The following is a 22,118-nucleotide window of genomic DNA, read 5'->3' as shown; positions in this document are numbered from 1 at the left end:
CGGGGTCTCGGTCCCATCACGAAAAGGAACGTGACATGACCGACGCGGAGATTCGCACGCGCAACCTTGTCGACGGGGAACTGGTCGGCGCACGCAGCGGCCGCGAGCTCGAGGTGATCGAGCCGGCCACGGAGGCCGTCCTCGCCCAGGTTCCGGCGAGTGATGCCGAGGACGTCGAGGCGGCGGTGACCGCGGCGACGAAGGCTTTCAAGTCGTGGAAGCGCACCACGCCGGGGGAGCGGGCGGACAGGCTGCTCGCGCTGGCCGCTGCCGTCGAGGCCGACGCCGAGCACCTGGCCGCCCTGGAGTCGCGCAACGTCGGCAAGCCGCTGCCGGTGGCCTGCGAGGAAATCGGGTTCGTCGTAGACAATCTGCGGTTCTTCGCCGGCGCCGCCCGTTGCCTGGAGGGCCGCTCGGGCGGGGAGTACCTGGCCGGGTACGAGTCCTATGTGCGACGCGAGCCGGTCGGCATCGTCGCCGGCATCGCACCCTGGAACTATCCGCTGCTGATGGCGACGTGGAAGTTCGCCCCCGCTCTCGCGGCGGGCAACTGCAGCATCCTCAAGCCGTCCCGGCAGACGCCGCTTTCCGCGCTGCACCTGGCGTACCTGGCGAAGGACGTGCTGCCTGCGGGTGTGCTCAACGTGCTCGCCGGCAGCGCCGGAGACTTCGGTGACTCGCTGATCAGCGACCCGCGGATCGGCATGGTGTCGGTTACCGGCGATACGAGCACGGGCAAGCACGTCGCCCGCACAGCGGCGGAGCACGTGGCGAAGTCGCATCTGGAGCTGGGCGGTAAAGCGCCGGTCGTCGTGCTCGACGACGCCGACGTGGACGCGGTCGTCGCCGGGATCGCGCTCGCCGGCTACGTGAACGCCGGGCAGGACTGCACCGCCGCTTGTCGGGTGATCGCCACTCCGGGCGTCTACGGCAAACTGGTTGAGCAACTCGTTCCCGCCGTCGAAGCGCTGAAGATGGGCGACCCGGCCGAAACCGAGGATCTCGACCTCGGGCCGGTCATCTCGGCGGCGCATCGTGACTCGATCCTGGGCATCCTCGGTCAGACCAACGGCAAGATCGTCACGGGCGGCCGAAAACGTGGCGACAAGGGCTTCTTCATCGAGCCGACCGTCGTCCTCGAACCCAGCCAGGACGACGTCGTGGTGCAGCGCGAGCTGTTCGGCCCGGTCGTCTCGGTGCAGCAGGCCCGTGACGAGGACCAGGCGTTCGAGTGGGCCAATGACGTCGATTTCGGACTCGCCTCCTCCGTCTGGACCCGCGACGTCAGCGCCGCGGTCCGCGCTGCCCGCGAGCTGGACTTCGGCTGTGTGTGGGTCAACGACCACATCCCGGTCGTCTCCGAGATGCCCCACGGTGGGTTCAAGCAGTCCGGCTACGGCAAGGACATGTCGGTCTACGGGCTCGAGGAATACACCCGCATCAAGCACGTCATGACGAAGTTCGCCTGAGAGGAAAGCAACACGTGAACGACAAGCAGGAATCCCAGGCGTCGGCCGCTGACACAGAGGTGCAGTCGGGCAACGGTTCAGCCAACAGGTCCGGTAACGAGGTCGACCTCGCTATGCCGAAGCACCTCGGTGACGTGGAACAGGCCTTCGTGGAGAAATGGCACGAGAACGCGACCGGCTGTTTCTCCTCGGGACACAAGTTCTGCCGCGAGGTCTGCCCGGTCACGCAGGTGACCCGCAACGAGAATCACACCCCGACCGCGTTCCACGCCAACGTGATCGCCCTGGAGAAGGGGCATCTGAGTGTCGAGGACGTCGCCGACGACTACGTCCATTGCACCCAGTGCGGTGGTTGCGAGGTGCGGTGCCCCAACACGCTGATGGTCGGTGACTTCTACCGGGCACGGACCGAGACGGTGAAGGTCGTGCGCGCCATGCGGGCGATGCTGGTGGACAAGGGCCTCGACCGTGAGGGGTGGAAGGTCTGGAACCGGCTGACCAACGAGCTGAAGAATGAACCGGTCCTCGGTGTCGAGGGCGATCAGCCCAACGGTCAGGCGCAGGTTCGGGACTGGGCCGAGGGGCTGAACATCCCCATCGGCGGCGAGACGATCATGTTCGTCGACTGCGAGGCCGCCTACTACCGGACGTCCGTGCCGCGTGCCACCGCGCAGATCCTGCAGAAGGCCGGTGTCGAGTTCGGGCTAATGAACGAGCAGTGGTGCTGCGGCGGTCCGGCTGCGGAAATGGGTTATGTCGAGCAGTCCATGCGGTTCGCCCGCCACAACGTCGATGACTGGCGACGCTCGAGCGTCAAGCGGATCATCGCGATCGAGCCGCACGACTACGTCCACTTCACCGAGGACTACCCGGCCTACTTCGGTGCGGAGTTCGATTTCGAGGTCGTCCAGATCATCGACCTCGTCGCCGAACTCATCCGGGACGGCCGCCTCGAGCTGGTTAACCCCATCAACCGGGTGGCGACTTACCACGACCCGTGCCGGCTCAACAAGCGCAAGGGAATCCACGAAGCGCCGCGGGAGATCCTGCGCGCCATCCCCGGGCTGGACTTCCGTGACGTCGACCGCGTCACGCAGTGGTCCTACTGCTCAGGCGGCGGTGGGGGTCTGCCCATCGAGAAGCCGGAGATCACCGCCGAGATCAGCCGTCGACGCCTGGAGCAGGCGGCGACGTTGGACGTGGACCTGCTCGTCAGCGCGTGCGTCTGGTCCGAGCGGCCGCTGACAGCCGCGGGTGACGAGGCCGGTATCGAGGTGCGCGACATCATCGAGCTGGTCGCCGAGTCCGCCGGCATCGAGGTCGGTGGGAGGACCAGGGCATGACCGCGACCGTCAGCATCAGCAGCGAAGTCATCCAACGGCTTGAGGAGATCGTCGACGAGCCGGGCGCGGTCCTGACCGGCCGCTCCAGCAGGTTCAACCGCGCGCGGGTGCCGGCGCCCTTCCCGGTGCACCGGTGGGAGGAGTTCCTGCCCGACGTGGTCGTGTTGCCCCGCACGACGCAGCAGGTTTCGCGGATCGTCAAGCTGGCAAACGAGTTCAAGGTTCCGATCGTGCCGCGGGCCGGTGGCACGGGTCTGGCCGACGGCGCCGTCCCGATACGGGGCGGGATCCTCGTCGATGTGAAGCGGATGGACCAGGTGAAGGAGATCGACCTGGTCAACAACGCCGTCACGGTCGGGCCCGGCATTAATATGCAGACCCTCAACCGGCACCTCAAGCCGCACGGGGTGATCTATCCCGACGATCCGGCGTCCTACGCCTGCGCTCTCGTTGGTGGCCGGATCGGCACGAGTGGGCTTTCCCTGCTCGGGGCGCGCTACGGCCACACCCGCGACCTGGTGATCTCGTTCGAGATGGTGCTCCCGACTGGTGAGGTCATCGAGGTCGGCGACGGTGGCGGGCGCAAGATCCGCAAGTCCTCCACCGGGTACCACCTCAAGCACCTGTTCATGGGCCACCAGGGAACCTTGGGCATCGTCACCGAGGCGACGCTGGAACTGGTCCCGCGCGCCGAGACCGAGTTCGCGGCGTTCTTCCTGTTCGAGGACTACGACACGGCCTACCGCACCTTTTCTCTGCTCGCGAAGAGCGGCTTGGCCACCCTGGCCGGGGTCATGCTCTTCGACCCCGAGAAAGTCGAGTACCTGCGACGCGACGACGAGGCCTACATCGTGCAGCCGGAGTGGGTGAAGGCCGTGTGTGCGGTGTCGCTGCTAGGGACCCGCGCCGAGGTCGAACCGGCGCAGAAGGTCGTGATGCAACTCGGACGCAGCCTCGGCGGCCGCTACATCGGCGACGAGATCGCCTCGGGCGACTGGGCAGCGCGCCACGACCGCTACGCGAACCCGCTCCACGGCCGTGATGCGGACGGCAACGTCATCCCGATGTCGTGGCACTGCGAGGACGCGGCGATCCCCTACAGCGAGGTTCCCGAGGTGCTGCGCAAGTGGCACGAGATTGCGCGCCGCTACTGCGAGCAGTACGACATCTTCGACGACTGGGGAGCTTTCGCCTACACCAACGCGCCGCACAAGCCCTGGGGAGACATTCTCCTCGAAATCGACATGGGGCTGTGGGAGGACCGCATGGACGAGGCGTCCTGGAACGCCTTTGTCTCGCTCAAACGCGAGATCGCACAGGTCGCGCTCGAGCACGGAGGCTCCATGTCGGCCTGTCACGGAGCCACCCGTGCGGGTGACGCGGAACTGGTGCCGACGGAGATGGGCGCCTCCTGGGAAGTCATGAAGACGATCAAGAGGGCGCTGGACCCGAACAACATCATGAACCCCGGCAAGCAGAGCCTCGACGAGGCATACCCGGATGGAGCTCGGTCGTGAGCAGCAGCCCCTACCGGTTTGGCCGCTACGTGCCGTCCGAACAGGTCCCCCCTGAACCGGAGCGCGTCACCGACCAGGTCGTGCAGCGCTTCGAGCATGTCTTCGAGGTCGACCCCGAGCGGATGACCAGGTTCCGGCAGCAGAAGATGCCGGCCTGGGACACCAAACGCATCGTCGCCGCCAGGTGGGATCACCTCGACGCAGTACACCGTGAGTTCGCCGACGAGGTGCTGCTGGCGGGTGAGGGACCGGAGCCCGGCCCGCCGTCCGGTCCGGATCAAGGCAAAGGAGCCAACCAGTGACCATCAAGGCAGTCGTCTACGGTGTCGGCGCGATGAACTCCATCGCGACGCGCCTGCTCCTGGACAAGGGCGTCGAGATCGTCGGCGCGATTTCGCGCAGTGAATCCAAGGTCGGCAACGATCTCGGCGAGGTCACCGGCATCGGCCGGAGCCTGGACGTGGTGATCAGCAACGACCCCCACGAGGTGTTCGAGCGGACTCGACCGGATGTCGCGGTCATCGCCGTCAACAGCTACATGACCGATGCCGTGGAACAGCTGCGGGCCTGCGCCGAGCACGGCGTCAACGCCGTCACCCTCTCGGAAGAGGCCCTCTACCCCTGGCAGACCTCGCCCGAGATCACCCGTGAGCTCGACGAGATCGCCAAGCGCACCGGCGCCACCCTCACCGGCACCGGCCACCAGGACACCTACTGGGTGAACATCGTGGCGTTGATGATGGGCACGGCCCACCGCATCGACACCGTGACCGGGCACGCGAGCTGGAACGTTGACGACTACGGCCCGGAGGTCGCCGGCGACCAGCAGGTCGGCAAAACCGTCGAAGAGTTCGACGAGTGGCTCGCCAGCACCGAGCGCCCGCCCACCTTCGGGCGCAACGTGCTCGACGCGCTGGTCGCCGACACGGGGCTGACGGTCAAGTCCGTCACGACCAACACGCGTCCCGACATCGCCGAGACGTCCATGTTCTCCCGGGCGCTGCAGCGCGAGATCCTCCCCGGCCAGGTCATCGGCTTCACAGACATCGACGAGATCGTCACCACCGAGGGGCCCGTTTTCAACTTCGAAATGTCCGGCCGCGTCTACGGCGCGGGCGACGGGGACATCAACGAGTGGGAGATCAAGGGAGAACCGGACCTCGTGCTGTCCAATGGGACAGTGCCGACCCAGGTCACCACCTGCACCCAGCTTGTGAACCGGATCCCCGACGTCATCGCCGCACCCGCCGGCTTCGTGACCGTGGAAAAGCTGCCGCGGCTGCGCTACCGCACCTTCCCCCTGCACACCTACCTAGGCAGGTGAGCGATGACCGCGACCTTTTTCTCGGCGGACTTCGGCGAGCAGGTCGACACGAACGCGCTCACGCAGAACCTGCTCTACATCCTGTCGTCGACGGCGGTTGTCCTCGCTCTGCTCGGGCTGATTCTCATCGACACGGGTCTGGTCAGGTGGCAGAACGTGCTCACGACGAGCATCCAGAAGATCATCGGGTTCCGGTCGGGCAGCTGGTGGTCGCGGCCGTCTACACCTTGGTCAACCGCCGCGGTATCGACGACGCGAAAGTCTTCCCGCTGGCCTGCGCTGCCATCGTGGGTGACCTGATCGTCGGCGCGCTCGCCTGGGGCACCCCTACCGGGGGACTTCGGGCTCACCGGCGAGTTCGGCTTCCAGCACGCTCACATCACGTTGTGGTGGCAGCTGGTCGGCGTCGCGGTCACTGTCGCCATCGCCATCGCCGTCGTTTCCGCGCTGCTGCTGGTGTTCGTGCTGGGCGCGGTGATGAAGCTGAGGGTCACCGAAGAGGACGAGATCACCGGCGCGGACTCAGTGGAGTGGACACCCAGAGCGAAGCCGGATCCGCTGCCCACGCCCGCTGACCCGGCGGTGCGCACGGGCTGAGACGAGTGAGGGGCCGATCGACCACCAGGTCGATCGGCCCCTCACTCGTGCGCACGTGGCCTGCCCCAGGATGGTGCCGCTACCGGAGCTGCTGGATCTCGCTGCGTGCGACTCCCAGCGTCCAGCCCGACCAGGCGACCAGGCGTTCGGACTGGTCGAGGCCCAGTGCCTCGCCGCGCACGGCTGGCACCCGTTCCCCTGGCATCCACCGCGCCGAGTTCGCCGCCACGACCAGGCGTTCGTCGTTGAAGACAACCGCATCGGCCTCGAGCGCGCGCAACTGCTCCACGAGCAGGCCCTCCGCGGCATGGGCAGACACATCGATGCCCGCGACACCCGCGAACTGCGAACCGCAGTTCGCCGGAATGGTCAACGTCACCACGATGTGGTCCGAGCCCGAGTAGTCCAGATAGGGCCCGGTCAAGCACGCTCCGCGTGTCGAACGCGCCCGCGAGTACCAGTCCATGCGCACGTAGTCGTAGGCGTCGACGTCCGAGGTGTCGAAATTGAGCCGCAGCCGCCCAGCCGCACCATCGCGTTTCTGCAGCCACAACATGTACCGCTCGCAGCCGTCGACCAATCCTGGCGCCGCGATGAACCCGGCGCCGATGATGGCTCTCGCGGACTGGACGAGCCGCTCCACCGAGGGCACCAGATCGTCAAGTGCGGCTTCCGAGACGGCCGGGCTGTCGTCGCCGTCGTGAGGAGGTTCGGCCATCGCGGACACCGCCGCCGCCAGATCCGCCACCGGGGCGCGCCAGCTCTCGAGGAGATCGTTCAAACGCTGCCGGACCCGGGCAACGCTCGCCCGACGGGTCTCGAGACCGCCTTCCCCGGTCACTGCGGGCTCCCGATCGCATCGACGAGCGCGAAATGGCCCGAGGTCAGGCGCCGGAGGTTGTTGCGCACGTGCTGCTCGGCCAGGGAGCCGGCCTGAACGCCGTCCTCGGCCGAGATCGCCGCCGCGATGTCCCGGTGTTCGATAGCGATCTTCTTCAGGTCGCTGCCGGGCAGGTGGGATCCCCAGAGCATGCCGACCGTTTCGGCTTGCAGCGCCACCTCCCGCCGGGTCAGCCGTTCCGAACGCGTCGCGATCGCGATCTCGATGTGGAACCGGCTGTCGGCCTTGATCCGCGCCCCGCGGGTCTCCGCCGCGGCCAGCTGGTCGGCCAGTGACAGGATGCGCTCCACGTTTGAAGGAGACGACCGCTCGGCGGCCAGCCGGGCCGCCAGCCCCGCGATCGCGGTCTGCTCATCGGCGATGTCGCGCAACTCCGCCGAGGTGAGAGCCGCCAGCCGAGCCATGTCCGATCCCTCATCGGGCTCCAGGGACCGCTTGACGAACGTGCCGCCCCAGCGGCCTCGTCGGGTCTCCACCAGCCCGCGGTCGCGCAGCTCCGCGATCGCTTCACGCAAGGTGACCGGGGAAACCCCGAATTGGGCTGCGAATTCCGACTCCGGGGGAAGCCTCTCCCCGTCGCGCAGCAGCCCCAGCTGGATGGCCTCGGTGATGCGAATCGCGATCTCGTCGGCGCGGCCGGCTGAGCCCAGTGGTGCGATCAGAGCTGTTCGCTCGCCGTCCAATCCGCCCCCTTGTTGCCTGCAGAGCCGCGTGTCAACCCTGACGAAGCCCCCAATACACATAATACTGTAGGTTTGCCGTCGGGAGCGGCCGCGGACAGGGGTGTGACAAGGTCGACGTGACTGGGCCGGAATGAAGCGGCGTTCTGCCTCATACGGCGAGGTCGCTGCGCGCCCATCGCGTCGCCGACGCGACTGGTGCCGCGGCGCTGAGTCGTTGGCAGAAGCCCGGCACGGCTCACCGAACAGGTACGACGTATCGATCGAGGACCTCCTGAGCGACACCTTTCCGGCAGGATGACACACGGGCTCGCCAGGGTGGCAGCGGATGGGTTCGTCGCGCGGCCACATCGTGATCCGATCGTCGACCCGACCACGGTCGGTCGGCTTTTCAGAAGTCACGGGCACCCACCATCCGCAGCGCGAACTCCGTGTGCTGCCACGCGACCTCGTTCTCCGTCGGCCCGGAGTCCTCGCGGAACCACACCGCCACCCCCATGCCGAGATCGAGGATCGCGTACGCCGCCAGGCGGGCCGAGCCAACGCGGAAATCGCCGGTCGAGATGCCATCTGCGATCAGGTCCTCGAAGTAATTGGCGTACTCCGCCCGGCGGCCGAGCACAACCACGCGGTAGGGCTCGACGAGGCTCCGCAGTTCTCTGTTGCCGACGAACGCCTCGCGGCGATGTCGCGCGTGATAGCGCACGTGTGCGTCCACGGCTCGGCGCAACCGTTCGGCGGGGGTACCGGCGCCGGCCACAGCCAGTCGATGTCTCTCGAGCAGTTGCTCCATGGTGTTGGTCGTGATCGTGGCCAGCAGCTCCTGCTTCGACGCGACGTGCTTGTACAAGCTGGCGCCGCGGATACCCACCGCGGCACCGATGTCTGCCATCGTGGTGGCCTCGTAGCCGCGGCGGACGAACAGCTCGAGTGCGGCGTTCCGGATGTCCGCCGCCCGGCTTTTGCGTCCCCGGTCGGGCACACTACCTCCTCGGGCAATCGATCGATAGCCGCCAGTGTGACATGCCTGTCAGCGCACTTGTCCGTCAGTGTGACGGCGGTTTCCCCGAAGGCTAACAGTCATTAGCCAATGGGTGACGATATGTACCGCCGACCGCGGTCACCGCGGGCGAGCGCAGCCTGCGGGCCCAGTATGTGGTCAACGCGGCGGGCGGCTGGGCCGGCGAGGTCGCCGCTCTGGCCGGGCTGACCGTTCCGGTGCACCTGCGGCGCAATACCTACGCCACGCACCGGGAGTCCTCCGCGCCGACCTGCCCATGACGATCGATCTCGGCTCTGGTGTCTACGTGCGCAGTGAGGGCGACCGGCTGCTGTTCGCGGTGGCCCGACCGGATCAGGTCGACGGCTACGACATTTCCGTTGACTGGCCGTGGATGGAGTCGGTGCCGAAAACGGCTCGTCCGGTTTTCGTTGGCTTGCCGAGCTGCCGCTGGACCGCGCCGCGTGCTGGGCAGGCACCAGCGAGAACACCCCCGATCACGACGGAATCCTCGGCGCTTAGCCCGCCGCACCGACCCGGGTTAGTGCCTGCTTCTTCTCTGGCCACGGTCTCATGTAGGCACCGGAAATCGGCCGCCTGGTTGCGGAACAAAATCGTGACCGGCGCGATCACCAGCGTCGAGGTCACCGGCCTGCGCACGGAGCGGTTCCGCGAGGCCGATCATTTCACCCGCGCCGTCTCGTCGTGTGTTGGCGGAGTGATGGCGTGGTACCGGACAAGCTGGCCCGCGACGGCTGCACTAGCGGATCTTGCGCAGGGTGACTTCCATCGACTCGAAGACATGGCGCCGCGCGGCAGCAGCGGCGGCATCGGGATCACGTCGCTTGGTCGCCGCCAAGATCTCCGCGTGTCCCAGCAGCGCCGCAGCGGCTTCTTCTCGGCTATATGGAGGCCGGCGACCCCGGTGCGTTCGTCGCGGGCGAACGTACCGAGTCGGATCTGCCAGCAGGCGACCGACATCAGGGCGGGCCGCTCCGCCCCCCCATCGACACCCAGCCCTGTGCTCGTTGGGAGTACCAGATTGGGAGGATGTTGGGAGGATCGATGGGCTCTGAACTGCATCGAACCGCACTGAACCGTCCACAACGGAACCGCCCCGACCTGCGGGTTCTCCGTTTTCGCAGGTCAGGGCGACACGGGGCGCTACCTTGACACGGTAGAGGTCACTGGTTCAATCCCAGTATCGCGCACCAACTATATACCCAGGTGAGAGCCCCTTCTGATGATCTTCATTAGTTGGGGCTCCTACTATTTTGGGAGCACAGTGGGAGCAGTTGATCTTGGCTTACTGTGTTCAATCGATCTGTGTTCATCGTTGCTGGGCGTGGGTGTCGCCGTCGTTTTGATCACGATGCGCGTCTCGCTGGCTGGCGCCCAGTGCGGCGAGTCGTGTCTGCCAGTGCCCCCCCCCGGCAACCGACCTGTACCGAATTGGGCCGGCGCATGTCGGCTGCCAAGCCGATGATCAACAGTTTGCGTGGAGCTCAGCGGCCTTCTTGGAGGCGGCAAGTTCACGTCTGGTCGCGACTTCGGACCTGGATGAGGCAGAGAAGACGGTTCGAACCCGCAGCTTCGGTTACGACCAACGGGGAACCAGGCCTCCAGCGCCGTTACCGACTACGGCTACGGCGCGGCGGGCAACATCTACCCGTGCGACCGAGGGCAACCGCAACACCACCGCGTTCACGGTGTCCCCTGGGGCTTGGCGGATTTGACGATCGAACCCGTCACCGCACAAACTCCCACCCCGCCGACAGCATCTACACCGCGGCCTATGACGCGCTGGGGCGGATGTCACGGCGTCGGCACCCGGTGGCGTGAGCGCCGCCGTTGTCGTGGCATTCGCTGTGTCTGGATGGCCCGTGTCCTGGTTGGGCGAGGAGTCAGGGCTGAGGCGACGTGGGCTGTCTCGGCCCTGACTGTGTCTCGCTTTTGAGAGACTCGCGTGACAAACGTCACGTGATCATCTTAGCTTTCGGTTGTGTCTGGATCTCTGCCTCCGTCCAGCAGTCGGTTCTCGAACTGGTCGAAGGCGATTTCGCAGAAGAGGTCGTATCGCTTCTGGGCTTCTGAAATGGGAAGGATACGGAGGGCGATGCGCACCCTCAGGCACGCGAGGAGCAGCTTGATCAGCGAGGCCGAAGAGCGGCCGGCGAGCCGGCGTCGAAGCCGACGGGCTACGCCCCACAAGACTGCGGCGGCAAGAGCGGTGAGGGTACTACCCCACATTGCAGGCAGCACGAGAAAACCTTCCTTGGCTTTCTCGGTGTGCCACTCCGATCTCTGCAGCTCAGTGCCGCGGGCAACGTCGTTTCAGCCAGATTACCGCGCTGAAGGGTCATACACGGTCTCGGACACGCCGGGCGCCCAGACCAGTTGTTGGACTTTTCCTCGACTGGCCCAGTACGCCTTGAGCTTCGGTTCCAACAACCGAAGGGGCATCCGAGCCGCGAGCCCTTCGGTTCGAACCTTGCCGCGTTCCGGGTCGGTCCTGACGTACTTGTTGTGACCGCAGCGGTAGCTGTAGAAGACTTCAGTGCTGCCTTCGAAGCTGTGCACCAGGCCCTCTAGCGGCGGGAAGCCGTATCGGCGGCCGTCGTTGGACAGCATGAGCACGGGGCTGCCGGGCAAGCGTCCTGGCTGTACGTAGGCGTGTCCCCGTAGTTTCCGGCACCGCCCACCGTTTCCTGCGCAGAGCACCTCGATGGCGACCTTGGGTACACCTGATGGCTGGTCAGGGTGGTAGAGGCCTTGCTCGAGTTCGTAGCGTTCATCGGCTATTTCCCGGGATAGGGCCGCGCGTCGACGCTGACGGGCAGCAGACCCGTCCAGTTCGCGCCGCAGTTCTGGGAGCAAGGCCACAACTCTGTCGAGTGCCTTCATGTGAGCCCAGCTCTGCTGTTTGGCGATCGGGATGGGCCCGATGGCATCGAGAACCTCTACGAAGGCACTGGTGTCGTCGACGGTGTTCAAGAGGTTCACCACCCGCTCAAGCTGGTCATCGGTCGCCGCTCCCAGGAAGGCTGCCGCGAGCTGCTCGGCCTCCAGATCGGGTGGACGGATCTCTTCTGGTGGCGGCGCAACTAGAGCAGAAGCCCGTTGCCCCAGGCTGTATCCCGCCGTGAGCCATCCGTTCACGATCGCCACGTCGGAGCGTCCGAGAGAGGTGACCGGGTGACCACGTCCAACGCGATGCAGCCACCTGTTCACCGCGTTCCAGTCCCAGAGCCGAATTTGACTCCACGGATTAAGGCAGGCAGGGAAGGATCCAGGGCCGCGTCGGCCGTTGACGTACTGACTCACCGCCTGACGAGTCAGGCCCGCACGTTCAGCGATCTCCGGCATGGTGACCAAGTCCAATGCCAGCTCGTCGACATGGACACGAAGATGCTGCTCGAGGTGGTTGATCACCCGCTGGGCTACAGGCACAGCGCTGTCAGACCCTCTGTCAGGGGCGGCCACGATGGCCAACAGCAGCCGTCCATCGACCAACCCGTACTGGCCTGTGAAGTGCTGATGGAAACGCGTGACACCAGTTGGGTCAGAGGCGTCGGCGGCCGCCCACAATCGCAGGAGCCAACCGGAGTCGGCACTTTCTTTCTCGCCCACAACTGCCCCCCCGGCGTTGACCCGCAACGTTGACAAGTCGCAACACCCTAGCGGCCCAGGGCGGATCGACACGGGCGGACGATCCTCTAGCGGGTCTGTCGCGCTACGCCCGCGCGCGCTGAGCAGCACGACGCCGGGGTTCTCGCGCCCTGGGCTTGTTTGATCAGGTTGTCGGCGACGTAGCGGGCGTCGCGGGCGACGCCGCGCAAGGTGGCGGATGAAAAGCTGGTCTGCCATTCCAGGCCGACGTAGCCGAGTCCTAGGCAGGTCCGGGAAATGCCGCGGCGTTGGCGCGGTGTGCCGGTGGCGTCGAGGGAGCCGAGGTCCTGCAGGTAGGTGACGTCGGGGCGGTAGCCGGTGGCGAGGATGAGGGTGTCGATGGTTTCGCGGGTCCCATCGGACCAGGTGATCGTGGTGCCGTCGAGGTCGGTGAACATGTCGCGCCGGTCGGGGCGCCCGGCTTGGATGGAGGCTTTGTAGGCCCCTTTGTCGGAGATCGGCGTGGTGGGCGGGGTGCGCAGCCAGGGGCCGATCGGGAGGATGTCAAGTCGGGTGGTGGCGGTCCACCAGTGCAGGTCTTTGCCGAGCAGGGTGGGGTTGGCGAAGCGCAGGGGCGCGCGACTGGCGATGGTGGTGCGGGCGTGGCCGGCGAGTTCGACGGCGATTTGGACCGCGGAGTTGCCGCCGCCGACGATGACGACGCGCTGACCGGCGAACGGGGCGGGGTCGCGGTAGTCGGCGGTGTGCACCACGGTGCCGGTGGAGCGCTCCAGGCCGGGCAGATTCGGCCGGTGGGGGCGGCTGAACCCGCCGGATGCGGCGATCACGGTGGGCGCGCTGTGCGAGGTGTGTCCGGTGTGGACTGTGTAGATGCCGTCGGTGGCGGTGACGGTTTCGACACGGTGGTCGGTGCGGATGTCGACGTCCAGCGTGGCGGCGTAGCGGCGGAGATAGTCGATGACCTCGTCGCGATGCGGGTAGTGGTCGGGGTCGCCGGGGAACGGGACGCCGGGGAACGCGCTGAACCGTGCGGGTGAGAACAGGGTGAGGCTGTCGTAGTAGTGCGGCCAGGAGCCGACCGGTTCGGCGCCGGCTTCTAGCACGACGGGGCGGAGACTGCGGGAGCGGAGGGCGTGTGCGGCGGCGAGGCCGGACTGGCCGCCGCCGATGACGATGGCGTCGTGGTCGCTCAATTCGGGCACCTTTCAGCGCCCCACCACCGGTCTTCGGTGGCGGGCATGGATTTGCGGGGTTGTGTGTGGGGTTAGTTGTCGTCGCAGGCACGGCGGCGTTCCAGGAAGACGGTGTCGCGCCAGACGCCGTGGTGTTGGGCGATGCGTTCGCGGATGCCGACGGTGCGGAACCCGGCGGAGTAGTGCAGGGCGAGGCTGGGGCGGTTTTCGGGGAAGATCGAGGTTTGCAGCGTCCACAGCCCGTCGGCGTCGGCGGCGGTGACCTGCTTGTGCAGGAGTGCTTTGCCCACGCCGCGGCCGCGGAAGTTCTCGCCGACGTAGACCGAGGTTTCACCGACCCCGGCGTAGCAGTCCCGGTTGGACACCGGGGTGATGGCGGCCCATCCGGCGACCTCACCGTCGATCTCGGCGACCCACCGGTGCTCCGGGATCCACTTGGCTTCCAGCGTCTTGCGGGCGGGCACGTCGGTTTCGAAGGTGGCGTTGCCGGTGGCGATGCCCTCGCCGTAGATGCGGCGCACCGCCGACCAGTCGGCGGCGTCGAGGGGGCGGACGGTGACGTCGTCGGGGAGGTTGTCCGGGCAGCACGGCCGCGCGAGCATCCCCATCACCGCCTCCGCCGCGTGTGGCAGCCCGGTGCAGCAGGCGGTGTTGACCGAGACCCGGGTGGCGGTGCCCTGCTTGGACAGCACCACGAACCCGACGTCGGCGAGCTTGCGCACGTGGTGGGAACAGGTGGACTGGCTGATACCCAGCAGCTCGGTCAACGCCCCCACCGTCGTCGAACCCGCCGCGGCCACGGCGTGCAGCAGCCGCACCCGCATGGGCTCGGCCAGGCTGGCGAACCACTCGGCGTAGGTCGCCGCGGTCTCGGCCGGCAGCAACTGCATCTCGGGCGTCTGGGGGGCCGTCGTCGTCATGAGCCCAAGTATCGACACGGATCGATGGTTGCGTCAATCGATTGGCATCGATACATTCGCTCCATCTTCATCGAGCATCATCGATGGAAAGGGGAGAGTTGTGGACGAGTTGCCGGTTGTGGTGGTGGGTGCCGGGCCGATCGGGCTGGCCGCGGCGGCGCAGGTCGCCGAGCGCGGGTTGGAGCCGCTGGTGCTGGAGGCGGCCGATGAGGTCGGGGCCTCGGTGCGCGAGTGGGGGCACGTGCGGTTGTTCTCGCGGTGGGCGGAGCTGATCGACCCGGCCGCCGCCCGGCTCCTGGCAGCCCAGGGCTGGCAGCGCCCGGATGCGGCGGCGTATCCGACGGGCGCGGACTGGGTGTCGGCATACCTGCAGCCGCTGGCGGCGGCCCTCGGTGGCCGGGTGCGGCTGGGTGCGCGGGTCGTCGGGGTGGCGCGGCGGGGCCGGGACCGTGTGGTCGATGCCGGACGCGACACCGAACCGTTGATCGTGCACGTGGCCACCGCCGACGGTGGTGCGGAGCGGATCACGGCACGGGCGGTCATCGACGCCTCCGGTACCTGGGGGCGCCGAACCCGCTGGGCGGCGACGGGCTGCCCGCGCTCGGCGAGCACGCGGCACGGGAGCGGATCACCTACCAGGTACCGGACTTCACCGATCCGCAGACGCGGGCCCGGTTCGCGGGCAAGCGCGTGGCGATCGCCGGCAGCGGGCACTCGGCGCTGACCGCCCTGGTGGGGCTGGCGCAGGTCGCCGAGGAGGTGCCGGGCACCGAGATCGTGTGGGTGCTGCGCCGCGGCACGGCGGGCAACGTCTTCGGTGGCGGCGAGGCCGACCAGCTCCCGGCGCGCGGCGCGCTGGGGCTGCGCGCCAAACAAGCGGCCGAGGCGGGCTATGTCCGGACGGTGACCGGGTTTCGCACCGCCTCCGTTGAATCGGACGGGGACGGCAGGGTGGTGCTGACCTCGTTCGAGGGGCACAAGACCGACCCGGTCGATGAGATCGTGGTGCTGACCGGGTTCCGACCGGATCTGTCGTGGCTGTCGGAGATCCGCCTGGGCCTGGACCCGGTGCTGCAGGCCCCGGTGGAGCTCGCGCCGCTGATCGACCCGAACGTGCACTCCTGCGGCACTGTCTACCCGCACGGTGCGAAGGAACTCGCCCACCCCGAGCCCGGGGTGTTCCTGGCCGGGATGAAGAGCTATGGCCGCGCGCCGACGTTCCTGGCGATGACCGGCTACGAGCAGGTCCGCAGCGTGGCCGCCGCGATCGCCGGCGACACCGAAGCGGCCGGGCGCGTCGAGCTCGTGCTCCCGGAAACCGGGGTGTGCGGTGGTGCGGGGCTGTTCGACGAGCCTGAGGCGGCGAAGAACAGCGGTGGCTGTTGCGGTGCGCCGCAGCCGGAGCTCGTCGAGTTGAGCGCCCCGGCGCCCCGCGAACGCTGATGCCGGCCGACGGCGCCATGCCGGCCACCACCGTCGTCGCTCCTGTGATCCCGCAGGCGCGGCGACGGTGGGCGTTGATCGCCCTGTGTGTCACCGAGGTCACCAGCTGGGGCGTGCTGTATTACGCCTTTCCCGTGCTCGCGCCGCGGATCAGTGTGGAGACGGGGTGGTCGGTGCCGGCGGTGACGTGGGCGTTCTCGGTCAGCCAGATCGTCTCCGCGTTCGCGGGCATCGCGGTGGGGCGATGGCTCGATCGGCGTGGGCCTCGTGCGGTGATGACCGCTGGGTCGGTCCTGGCGGTGCCCACCCTCGTCGGGATCGCCTACGCCCCGACCTATGCGCTGTTCCTGCTGGCGTGGGCGGTGGCGGGGCTGTCGATGGCGGCCACCTTCTACCCGCCCGCGTTCGCCGCGCTGACCCGCTGGTACGGGCCGGATCGTGTCCGCGCGCTGACTGCCCTCACGCTCGTGGCCGGACTTGCCAGCACCGTGTTCGCGCCTCTGACCGCAGTGTTGAACGAGTGATGGCGCTCTGCGAATAGGGACGGTCCCGCTCTCTGAATTTCCCCAGTTGAGGTGTCTTGTCGGCGTGTTGTTTGCGCTGGTCACAGGCTTGCGAGTGACGGTTCTCGGTGTTGATCACCGTGGACCGTTGCTGGGAGGCCGAGATGCTCACAGTGGAGGAAGCCGTGGAGGCGCAGGCACTGCGTGCTCAGGGTTGGTCGATCTCGGCGATCGCGAGACATCTCGGGCGTGACCGCAAGACGATCCGCCGGTATCTGGCCAGCGAGGTCGTTCCGGGCACACACCGGTCGTCGACGGCGGATCCATTCGAGCCGTTCGTCGCCTACTGCCGGGCGCGGCTTGCCGATGATCCGCACTTGTGGGCCTCGACGCTGCTGGATGAGATCAGAGAGCTGGGCTACCAGGGCGGCTACTCGACTTTCACCCGTGCGCTGCGTCGCTATCAGCTGCGTCCGCACTGCGAGCCATGCCAGGTTTCCCGCGGTCGCGACGTCGCGATCATCACGCATCCGGCGGGCGAGGAAACCCAGTGGGATTGGCTGGAGCTGCCGAACCCGCCGGAAGGCTGGGGCGCTGGGAAACAGGCGCATCTGCTGGTCGGGGCACTCGCGCACTCCAGCAAATGGCGCGGCGTCCTGGCCGAGTCCGAGGACTTTCCGCACCTGGTCGAGGCGATTGACGCTGTCGTCCGCCAGCTCGGCGGCGTCACCCATGTCTGGCGGTTCGACCGGATGGCGACGGTCTGCTATCCCTCGTCCGGCCGCATCCTTCCCGCATTCGCCCAGGTCGCCAAGCACTACGGGGTCCGGTCGGTGACGTGTCCTCCCCGGCGCGGGAACCGCAAAGGCGTGGTGGAGAAGGCCAACCATGCGGCCGCGCAGCGCTGGTGGCGGACGCTCGGCGATGACGTCACGATCGCCGAGGCGCAGGCCGGGCTGGACCGGCTCACGATCAAGCTCGACAACCGCCGGCGGATCCGCGACGGCGAGCGCACCACGGTCGCGGACATGGCGGCCGCGGAGCGGCTGCATCCGGCCCCGCTGGTCACCTTCCCCGCCGAGTTCGATCAGGCTCGGACCGTCCCGCCGCAGGCACTGGTGTCCTTCCGCGGTAACCAATACTCGGTTCCTCCAGGACTGGGCGACAGCGAGGTCCGGGTCCGGCACCGGCTCGGCGCGCAGGATCTGCGGATCGTCACCGCGCGCGGTGCCACGGTCGCGATCCATCGTCGCGCAACCGACGGCGCGGGCCGGGTCGTCCGCGATGACGGGCACGTGGTCGCTCTGGAGCAGGCCGCGATGGCGGCATTCACGCATGAACGACCTTGCTCCCACAAGACTCGTCGTCCGCCGTCGGCGGCGGCGTTGGCCGAGGCGGCGAAGTTGCGCGGCCTGCCCGCGACAGGGCCAGCAGCCCATGTCGTGATCGACCTGTCCGCCTATGCCGCCACGGCGGCGAAGTTGGACAGAGCACCTGTTTCAGAGTCCAAGGAGGACTGATCGTTGTCCGGAAACCGTTCAGGGCCACAGATGAGCGAGGCTCGCCGTTACCAGCAGCTGCGTGGTCACCTGTCCTATCTCAAACTCGACAACGCCGCTGACGCACTACCGCGGGTCTTGGACCAGGCCCGCGCCGAGAATCTGTCCATGACCGCCGCGCTGGAGCGGCTGCTGGAGATCGAGGTCAACGCCACCGAGGAACGCCGGCTCGCGAGCAGGCTGCGGTTCGCCTGCCTGCCTGATCCCTGGATACTCAGCGACTTCGACTTCGCTGCCCAGCCCGGGGTCGACGAGAAACTGATCCGTGATCTCGCGACTCTGCGGTTCCTCGACGACGCCTCGAACGTGTTGTTCGTCGGGCCGCCCGGGGTCGGGAAGACGATGCTCGCGACCGCGCTGGCGCGCGGCGCGGCCGAGGGCGGGAACCGGGTCTACTTCATCACCGCCACCGACCTTGCCGCGAAGTGTCACAAGGCGGCAGTCGAGGGCCGCTGGTCGACCTGCATGCGGTTCTTCGCCGGACCGAAACTGCTCGTGATCGACGAACTCGGCTACCTTCCGCTGCCCGGCGACGGCGCCTCAGCTCTGTTCCAGGTGATCAACCAGCGCTATCTCAAGTCGTCCACGATTTTGACGACGAACGTCGGGATCGCTGACTGGGCAACGGCTTTCGGCGACGCGACCGTCGCGGCCGCCATGCTCGACCGGCTGCTGCACCGCGCGACAGTCGTCGGTATCGACGGCCCCTCCTATCGGCTTCGAACTCACCAGGAAACCTCCGACAAACTCCGCAAGGCGGTGAACGCGCATGTCTCGTGACAACTGCATTCAGAGCATCGCCAAGGTTTGCCAGGTCTGTTCCGAGCCGTTCATCGCCACCGGACGCCAGGCCAAGAACCGGCGCTACTGCTCACCGCTTTGCAAACGAGCCGCCGCCAGCCAAAGCGCAGCCAACCAGATCATGGCGGGCAGCAGCGCGAGGTGCACCGCGTCGACGCCTCCGGCGCCGACGCCTGGACCGGCTACGCCGGTCCCGCTCACCGCTGCCCAACGCGACTGCCTCCACTGCGGCGGCCCCGTCACCATCGTCGCCCTGCTCACCACATCCGAAGCCGCCCGGCCAACCATGCCCATCGGCCTCCCGGTAGCAGGCGCCGAAAAACCAACGCTTAGCCCTGTACGTCCTGGTCAGCGCCTCAATTCGTGATCTTGTTGGCCGTGTCGCCAGCGTGGACCCGCAGCGTGTCGTGGGCGCCTTCATGTTCGGGCGGGGTGATCGCCGCTCCGGAGTCGGTGCCCAGGCGTTTCGGCAGAGGGATCGTCACGGTGGCGTCGGACCACTGAGGTTGCGGGCTTCCTGCAGTTGGTCTTCCAGGGTGACGATGCGGCAGGCGGCGTCGAGCCCGGTGCCCTGGTCGACCAGTTCCCGGACGCGGGCGGCCAGGCGCAACTGGGAGCGGGAGTAGCGGCGATGCCCACCGGAGGAGCGCTGCGGGTCGATCAGTTGTGCCTCGTCCAGGCTGCGTAGGAATGCCGGGGTGGTGTCGAGCATCTCGGCGGCGCGGCCCATGGTGTAGGCGGGGTAGTGCTCGTCGTCGAACTTCTCGTCCGCGGTCTGCGGGTCGTGGGTCTCTGGGGTCATCGCGCCTCCGCATCATGAGGGGCCCCGGTGCGTTGGCACCGGGGCCCCAGGGTTGTGGGTTTCACTTCCATCAGCCGACCGTGAGATCGGCCTTCTGTGTCCGCGTGCTCCGCACTAGAGGCGGAGACTGCGGGGATCGCGTTCGCGTAACCGAAGACCACCTTCCAATCCGATGGGACTGCGGTACCCGCCCGGCGCAACTCAGCCGGAGGCAGGCGATCCGATGGTGTGCAACCCTTCCCTTCTCCTCTGTTTCCTGACTTACCTATCCGCACGCGACTGTCGACTCCGGGCCTTCTTGCCTGCTCCGGTCGTGCCTTGCCGACTGTCCTTGGTCACCTGCCGGAACCCCTTCCACTGAACGGCCCCGGACTGCCTGACCGTCTTGCACTTGCTCACGGGTAGTTCGTCATCTCCCGTGCCACTAGACGTTCTCTCTCTCGCAACGAGCAGAAGATTACACACACCCAGCGGGGAATGTCTACTCCAGCGATCATAGATTTCATCGATCAGGTGAGGAAACTCTGCTCACCTGCGGCTTTCCGCCGTGCTCATCCCTTGCGGCTCGGGACGGGATCGCCCATCGCGGCGGGTGCTGCCCTGCGCCGGTCCGCGAGCCGCCGACATCGCCCAGCTTGATAACGATGACGTGCAGGCCTTCGCGTGTCGGGGCCAAGTGCTCGTGCGCCGCCGAGCGACTGGTGGTGCAGCGACGTAGTCGACGCCCACCAGTGCCCGATGTGACGTTTCTGTGGTCGCTGCTGCAGAAAATCCGCCCTGCCCTGGGGGGTCTCTGGCGGTCCGTGGAGGAGGCGGGCCGATCGGCCCGCAGCGCTCGGAGGGTGGGGATCGCCGTTACTTCCGCTGTCAGCCGCGGCGGTTCAGGCGTGTCCGGCAGCGGGTTGACGAGGGCGCCCCGCTCGCTGCTGGGTGGCGGATCATCAGCGCTGAAGATCCACTCGCCGAAACACGCCAGGCCGGGCCCTGGCGCGCACAGCCGGGTGATCGCCGCGGCGTCCGGGTTGACGGCGGCCGGGTGGCGTGTAGGGTCAGTGGCGGTCGTTGTTTCTGGGTTCGTGTTTTGTGCATGCTCGCAGGATGTTGATGCGGGCGAGCTTCTTTCTTTGGTCGCAGCTGGAGTTAGCCGCCGTCTGAGATCCCCCGGCCCGGGCTTCCGCACGGTGTGGTCGCCTGTCATACCCCAGCTCCCAGGAGGAGACACGCATGACTAACGGAACCGTGAAGTGGTTCAACTCGGAAAAGGGCTTCGGCTTCATCGCTCCGGACGAGGGCGGGCCGGACGTGTTCGTGCACTACTCGGCGATTGATGCCGGCGGGTTCCGCAGCCTGGAGGAGGACCAGCAGGTGTCCTACGAGGTCAGCCAGGGTCCCAAGGGTCCGCAGGCCGACGCAGTGCGCGTGGCCTGAGACTCCGCCTGAGTTTCTTCCCGGCCCGTGCCTCGTGCGCGGGCTGGGGAATCGCGGTTTCGCCGGCATAGCTCCCGCACCCTCCACTTGCGGTGCGGTTGAGGCGCGCCGAACCGATCTACCTCAGCAGCACGTTCGCCGCCGTCGTGACGCCCCCACTGGGCGCGTCACGAGCCAGCTGGACGCAGCCTGCTGCAACACCAGTTCCTCTCCGTTCCGGTTGAGCCGAGCCCGTTTTCCACGGGTCCGGGTTCCCGGAGCATTGTTCCTGCCTGCGGCCTGCAGCCGCGACGCTCTGCGTCGCGCCACGCCACCGGATCCTTCTACGTGCATTGGAGCCCGATGCGGGCCATGTCCTGCCTGATCACGACCCTATCCACGGTGTTCACAGTGGACGGTGACCTCGCCGGTGCGGAAGTCACCCGGCTGGCCGAGCGGCTCTGGCCGCATGTGCTGACCGCACCACCGGAAACGCTCGTGGACCTGGCCCAGGCCACCACCATCGATGCCGCCGGGCTCGACCTCCTCGTCGCCGCACACACCTACGCGGCCCATCGGCAACTCCCGCTCCACCTCGTCGACGCGGCGCCCCGCGTGCACCGCGTGCTGCATGCGGCCGGAGTGAGCGCGCTCCCGGCCCGCAGCCCCCGCACGGAGTTCGCGACCACCAACAACTCGAACGCGGCACCGCGGCAGGACACCGCGGTGGTGATGGCGTGATGCGACACTCCCGGCACGTCGCGCGGACGTTGTCCGATGATGCCTGGCAGATCACCGATGCCGAAGGCCAGCACACTGCGCGGATCGCCGGCACCGAACACGATGCGATCGCCCGCGCCCACCACCAGCTCGCCGCCTACGGCGGAGGACGCGTGTTCCTCACCGACGCCGACTAACCACCCCGCCACCACTGGCCGCACATGTGAAGCCAAAACGGGTGCGCCCGTGGGCTTCAGCGTTCCCGAAAGGACTTTGCTGTGAACCTCTCTACTTCCCTCCGACCCAGCA

Annotated in this window: 21 protein-coding genes and 2 pseudogenes; 15 read left to right on the top strand and 8 right to left on the bottom strand. The window is 67.5% G+C overall.

Going from position 1 to position 22,118, the window contains the following annotated elements; translation table 11 throughout:
• The first annotated feature begins 35 nt into the window (after positions 1-35).
• The 7 genes from AC07FN_RS16425 (at position 36) to AC07FN_RS16395 (ending at position 6,250) form a co-directional block, all read left to right on the top strand.
• The gene (locus AC07FN_RS16425) at positions 36-1,469 is read left to right on the top strand and encodes an aminobutyraldehyde dehydrogenase (protein WP_478396362.1); all 1,434 of its coding nucleotides are present in this window, start codon (positions 36-38) and stop codon (positions 1,467-1,469) included.
• Between the two features lie 14 nt (positions 1,470-1,483).
• Positions 1,484-2,812, top strand: a complete 1,329-nt coding sequence (locus AC07FN_RS16420) for a (Fe-S)-binding protein (protein ID WP_478396361.1) — start codon at positions 1,484-1,486, stop codon at positions 2,810-2,812.
• On the top strand, positions 2,809-4,329 hold the full coding sequence (locus AC07FN_RS16415) for an FAD-binding oxidoreductase (protein ID WP_478396360.1): 1,521 nt from the start codon (positions 2,809-2,811) through the stop codon (positions 4,327-4,329). The genes AC07FN_RS16420 and AC07FN_RS16415 overlap by 4 nt, the downstream gene beginning before the upstream one ends.
• A complete protein-coding gene (locus AC07FN_RS16410; protein WP_358500573.1) occupies positions 4,326-4,631 on the top strand; it encodes a hypothetical protein in 306 nt (101 codons plus the stop codon). Before AC07FN_RS16415 ends, AC07FN_RS16410 begins: the two co-directional genes overlap by 4 nt.
• The gene (locus AC07FN_RS16405) at positions 4,628-5,653 is read left to right on the top strand and encodes an NAD(P)H-dependent amine dehydrogenase family protein (protein WP_478396359.1); all 1,026 of its coding nucleotides are present in this window, start codon (positions 4,628-4,630) and stop codon (positions 5,651-5,653) included. Before AC07FN_RS16410 ends, AC07FN_RS16405 begins: the two co-directional genes overlap by 4 nt.
• Before the next feature lie 3 nt (positions 5,654-5,656).
• Positions 5,657-5,953, top strand: a complete 297-nt coding sequence (locus AC07FN_RS16400) for a hypothetical protein (RefSeq protein WP_478396358.1) — start codon at positions 5,657-5,659, stop codon at positions 5,951-5,953.
• A gap of 78 nt (positions 5,954-6,031) precedes the next feature.
• The gene (locus AC07FN_RS16395; RefSeq protein WP_478396395.1) at positions 6,032-6,250 is read left to right on the top strand and encodes a hypothetical protein; all 219 of its coding nucleotides are present in this window, start codon (positions 6,032-6,034) and stop codon (positions 6,248-6,250) included.
• Positions 6,251-6,329: 79 nt separating this feature from the next.
• Here the strand turns inward: AC07FN_RS16395 and AC07FN_RS16390 are convergent, their stop codons facing one another.
• The 3 genes from AC07FN_RS16390 to AC07FN_RS16380 are packed head-to-tail and all read right to left on the bottom strand — an operon-like array spanning position 6,330 to position 8,813.
• Entirely contained in the window at positions 6,330-7,031 is a 702-nt protein-coding gene (locus AC07FN_RS16390; protein ID WP_478396357.1) for a cache domain-containing protein, read from the bottom strand.
• A gap of 56 nt (positions 7,032-7,087) precedes the next feature.
• The gene (locus tag AC07FN_RS16385) at positions 7,088-8,233 is read right to left on the bottom strand and encodes a FadR/GntR family transcriptional regulator (protein WP_478396356.1); all 1,146 of its coding nucleotides are present in this window, start codon (positions 8,231-8,233) and stop codon (positions 7,088-7,090) included.
• The gene (locus AC07FN_RS16380; RefSeq protein ID WP_478396355.1) at positions 8,223-8,813 is read right to left on the bottom strand and encodes a TetR/AcrR family transcriptional regulator; all 591 of its coding nucleotides are present in this window, start codon (positions 8,811-8,813) and stop codon (positions 8,223-8,225) included. Before AC07FN_RS16380 ends, AC07FN_RS16385 begins: the two co-directional genes overlap by 11 nt.
• A gap of 173 nt (positions 8,814-8,986) precedes the next feature.
• On the opposite strand from AC07FN_RS16380, the gene AC07FN_RS16375 reads away from it, so the two are divergent.
• A complete protein-coding gene (locus tag AC07FN_RS16375; protein WP_478396354.1) occupies positions 8,987-9,112 on the top strand; it encodes a hypothetical protein in 126 nt (41 codons plus the stop codon).
• A gap of 479 nt (positions 9,113-9,591) precedes the next feature.
• On the opposite strand, the gene AC07FN_RS16370 is transcribed toward AC07FN_RS16375, so the two are convergent.
• From AC07FN_RS16370 to AC07FN_RS16355, 4 genes are all read right to left on the bottom strand, one after another.
• Entirely contained in the window at positions 9,592-9,924 is a 333-nt protein-coding gene (locus AC07FN_RS16370) for an FCD domain-containing protein (protein ID WP_478396353.1), read from the bottom strand.
• 1,250 nt (positions 9,925-11,174) lie between these two features.
• Positions 11,175-12,461, bottom strand: a complete 1,287-nt coding sequence (locus AC07FN_RS16365) for a hypothetical protein (protein WP_478396352.1) — start codon at positions 12,459-12,461, stop codon at positions 11,175-11,177.
• Positions 12,462-12,547: 86 nt separating this feature from the next.
• Complete coding sequence (locus tag AC07FN_RS16360) at positions 12,548-13,654, bottom strand: flavin-containing monooxygenase (RefSeq protein ID WP_478396351.1); 1,107 nt, start codon at positions 13,652-13,654, stop codon at positions 12,548-12,550.
• Between the two features lie 71 nt (positions 13,655-13,725).
• Positions 13,726-14,574: a helix-turn-helix domain-containing GNAT family N-acetyltransferase gene (locus AC07FN_RS16355; protein WP_478396350.1), complete on the bottom strand. Its 849-nt coding sequence runs from the start codon at positions 14,572-14,574 to the stop codon at positions 13,726-13,728.
• Positions 14,575-14,674: 100 nt separating this feature from the next.
• Between AC07FN_RS16355 and AC07FN_RS16350 the strand changes: the two are divergent.
• The 4 genes and pseudogenes from AC07FN_RS16350 (at position 14,675) to istB (ending at position 18,859) form a co-directional block, all read left to right on the top strand.
• A pseudogene (locus AC07FN_RS16350) lies at positions 14,675-16,017 on the top strand (FAD-dependent oxidoreductase).
• Positions 16,018-16,034: 17 nt separating this feature from the next.
• Positions 16,035-16,535 (top strand): annotated as a pseudogene (locus AC07FN_RS16345) (MFS transporter); the annotation flags it as partial.
• A gap of 149 nt (positions 16,536-16,684) precedes the next feature.
• Entirely contained in the window at positions 16,685-18,040 is a 1,356-nt protein-coding gene (gene istA, locus AC07FN_RS16340; protein ID WP_478396349.1) for an IS21 family transposase, read from the top strand.
• A 30-nt stretch (positions 18,041-18,070) separates the two neighbouring features.
• Entirely contained in the window at positions 18,071-18,859 is a 789-nt protein-coding gene (gene istB / locus AC07FN_RS16335; RefSeq protein ID WP_478396348.1) for an IS21-like element helper ATPase IstB, read from the top strand.
• Positions 18,860-19,361: 502 nt separating this feature from the next.
• Here istB and AC07FN_RS16330 read toward each other — a convergent pair.
• Entirely contained in the window at positions 19,362-19,682 is a 321-nt protein-coding gene (locus tag AC07FN_RS16330) for a helix-turn-helix domain-containing protein (RefSeq protein WP_478396347.1), read from the bottom strand.
• Positions 19,683-20,906: 1,224 nt separating this feature from the next.
• Here AC07FN_RS16330 and AC07FN_RS16325 point away from each other — a divergent pair.
• From AC07FN_RS16325 to AC07FN_RS16315, 3 genes are all read left to right on the top strand, one after another.
• Positions 20,907-21,110, top strand: a complete 204-nt coding sequence (locus AC07FN_RS16325) for a cold-shock protein (RefSeq protein WP_478396346.1) — start codon at positions 20,907-20,909, stop codon at positions 21,108-21,110.
• A gap of 381 nt (positions 21,111-21,491) precedes the next feature.
• Positions 21,492-21,830 (top strand): STAS domain-containing protein, encoded by a 339-nt coding sequence (locus tag AC07FN_RS16320; RefSeq protein WP_478396345.1) that lies wholly within the window; start codon positions 21,492-21,494, stop codon positions 21,828-21,830.
• The gene (locus tag AC07FN_RS16315; protein WP_358387629.1) at positions 21,827-22,006 is read left to right on the top strand and encodes a hypothetical protein; all 180 of its coding nucleotides are present in this window, start codon (positions 21,827-21,829) and stop codon (positions 22,004-22,006) included. The genes AC07FN_RS16320 and AC07FN_RS16315 overlap by 4 nt, the downstream gene beginning before the upstream one ends.
• Positions 22,007-22,118 lie beyond the last annotated feature (112 nt).

The sequence above is a fragment of the Saccharopolyspora sp. NPDC045941 genome (assembly GCF_056431445.1).
This window is presented reverse-complemented; position numbering and strand designations above follow the sequence as displayed.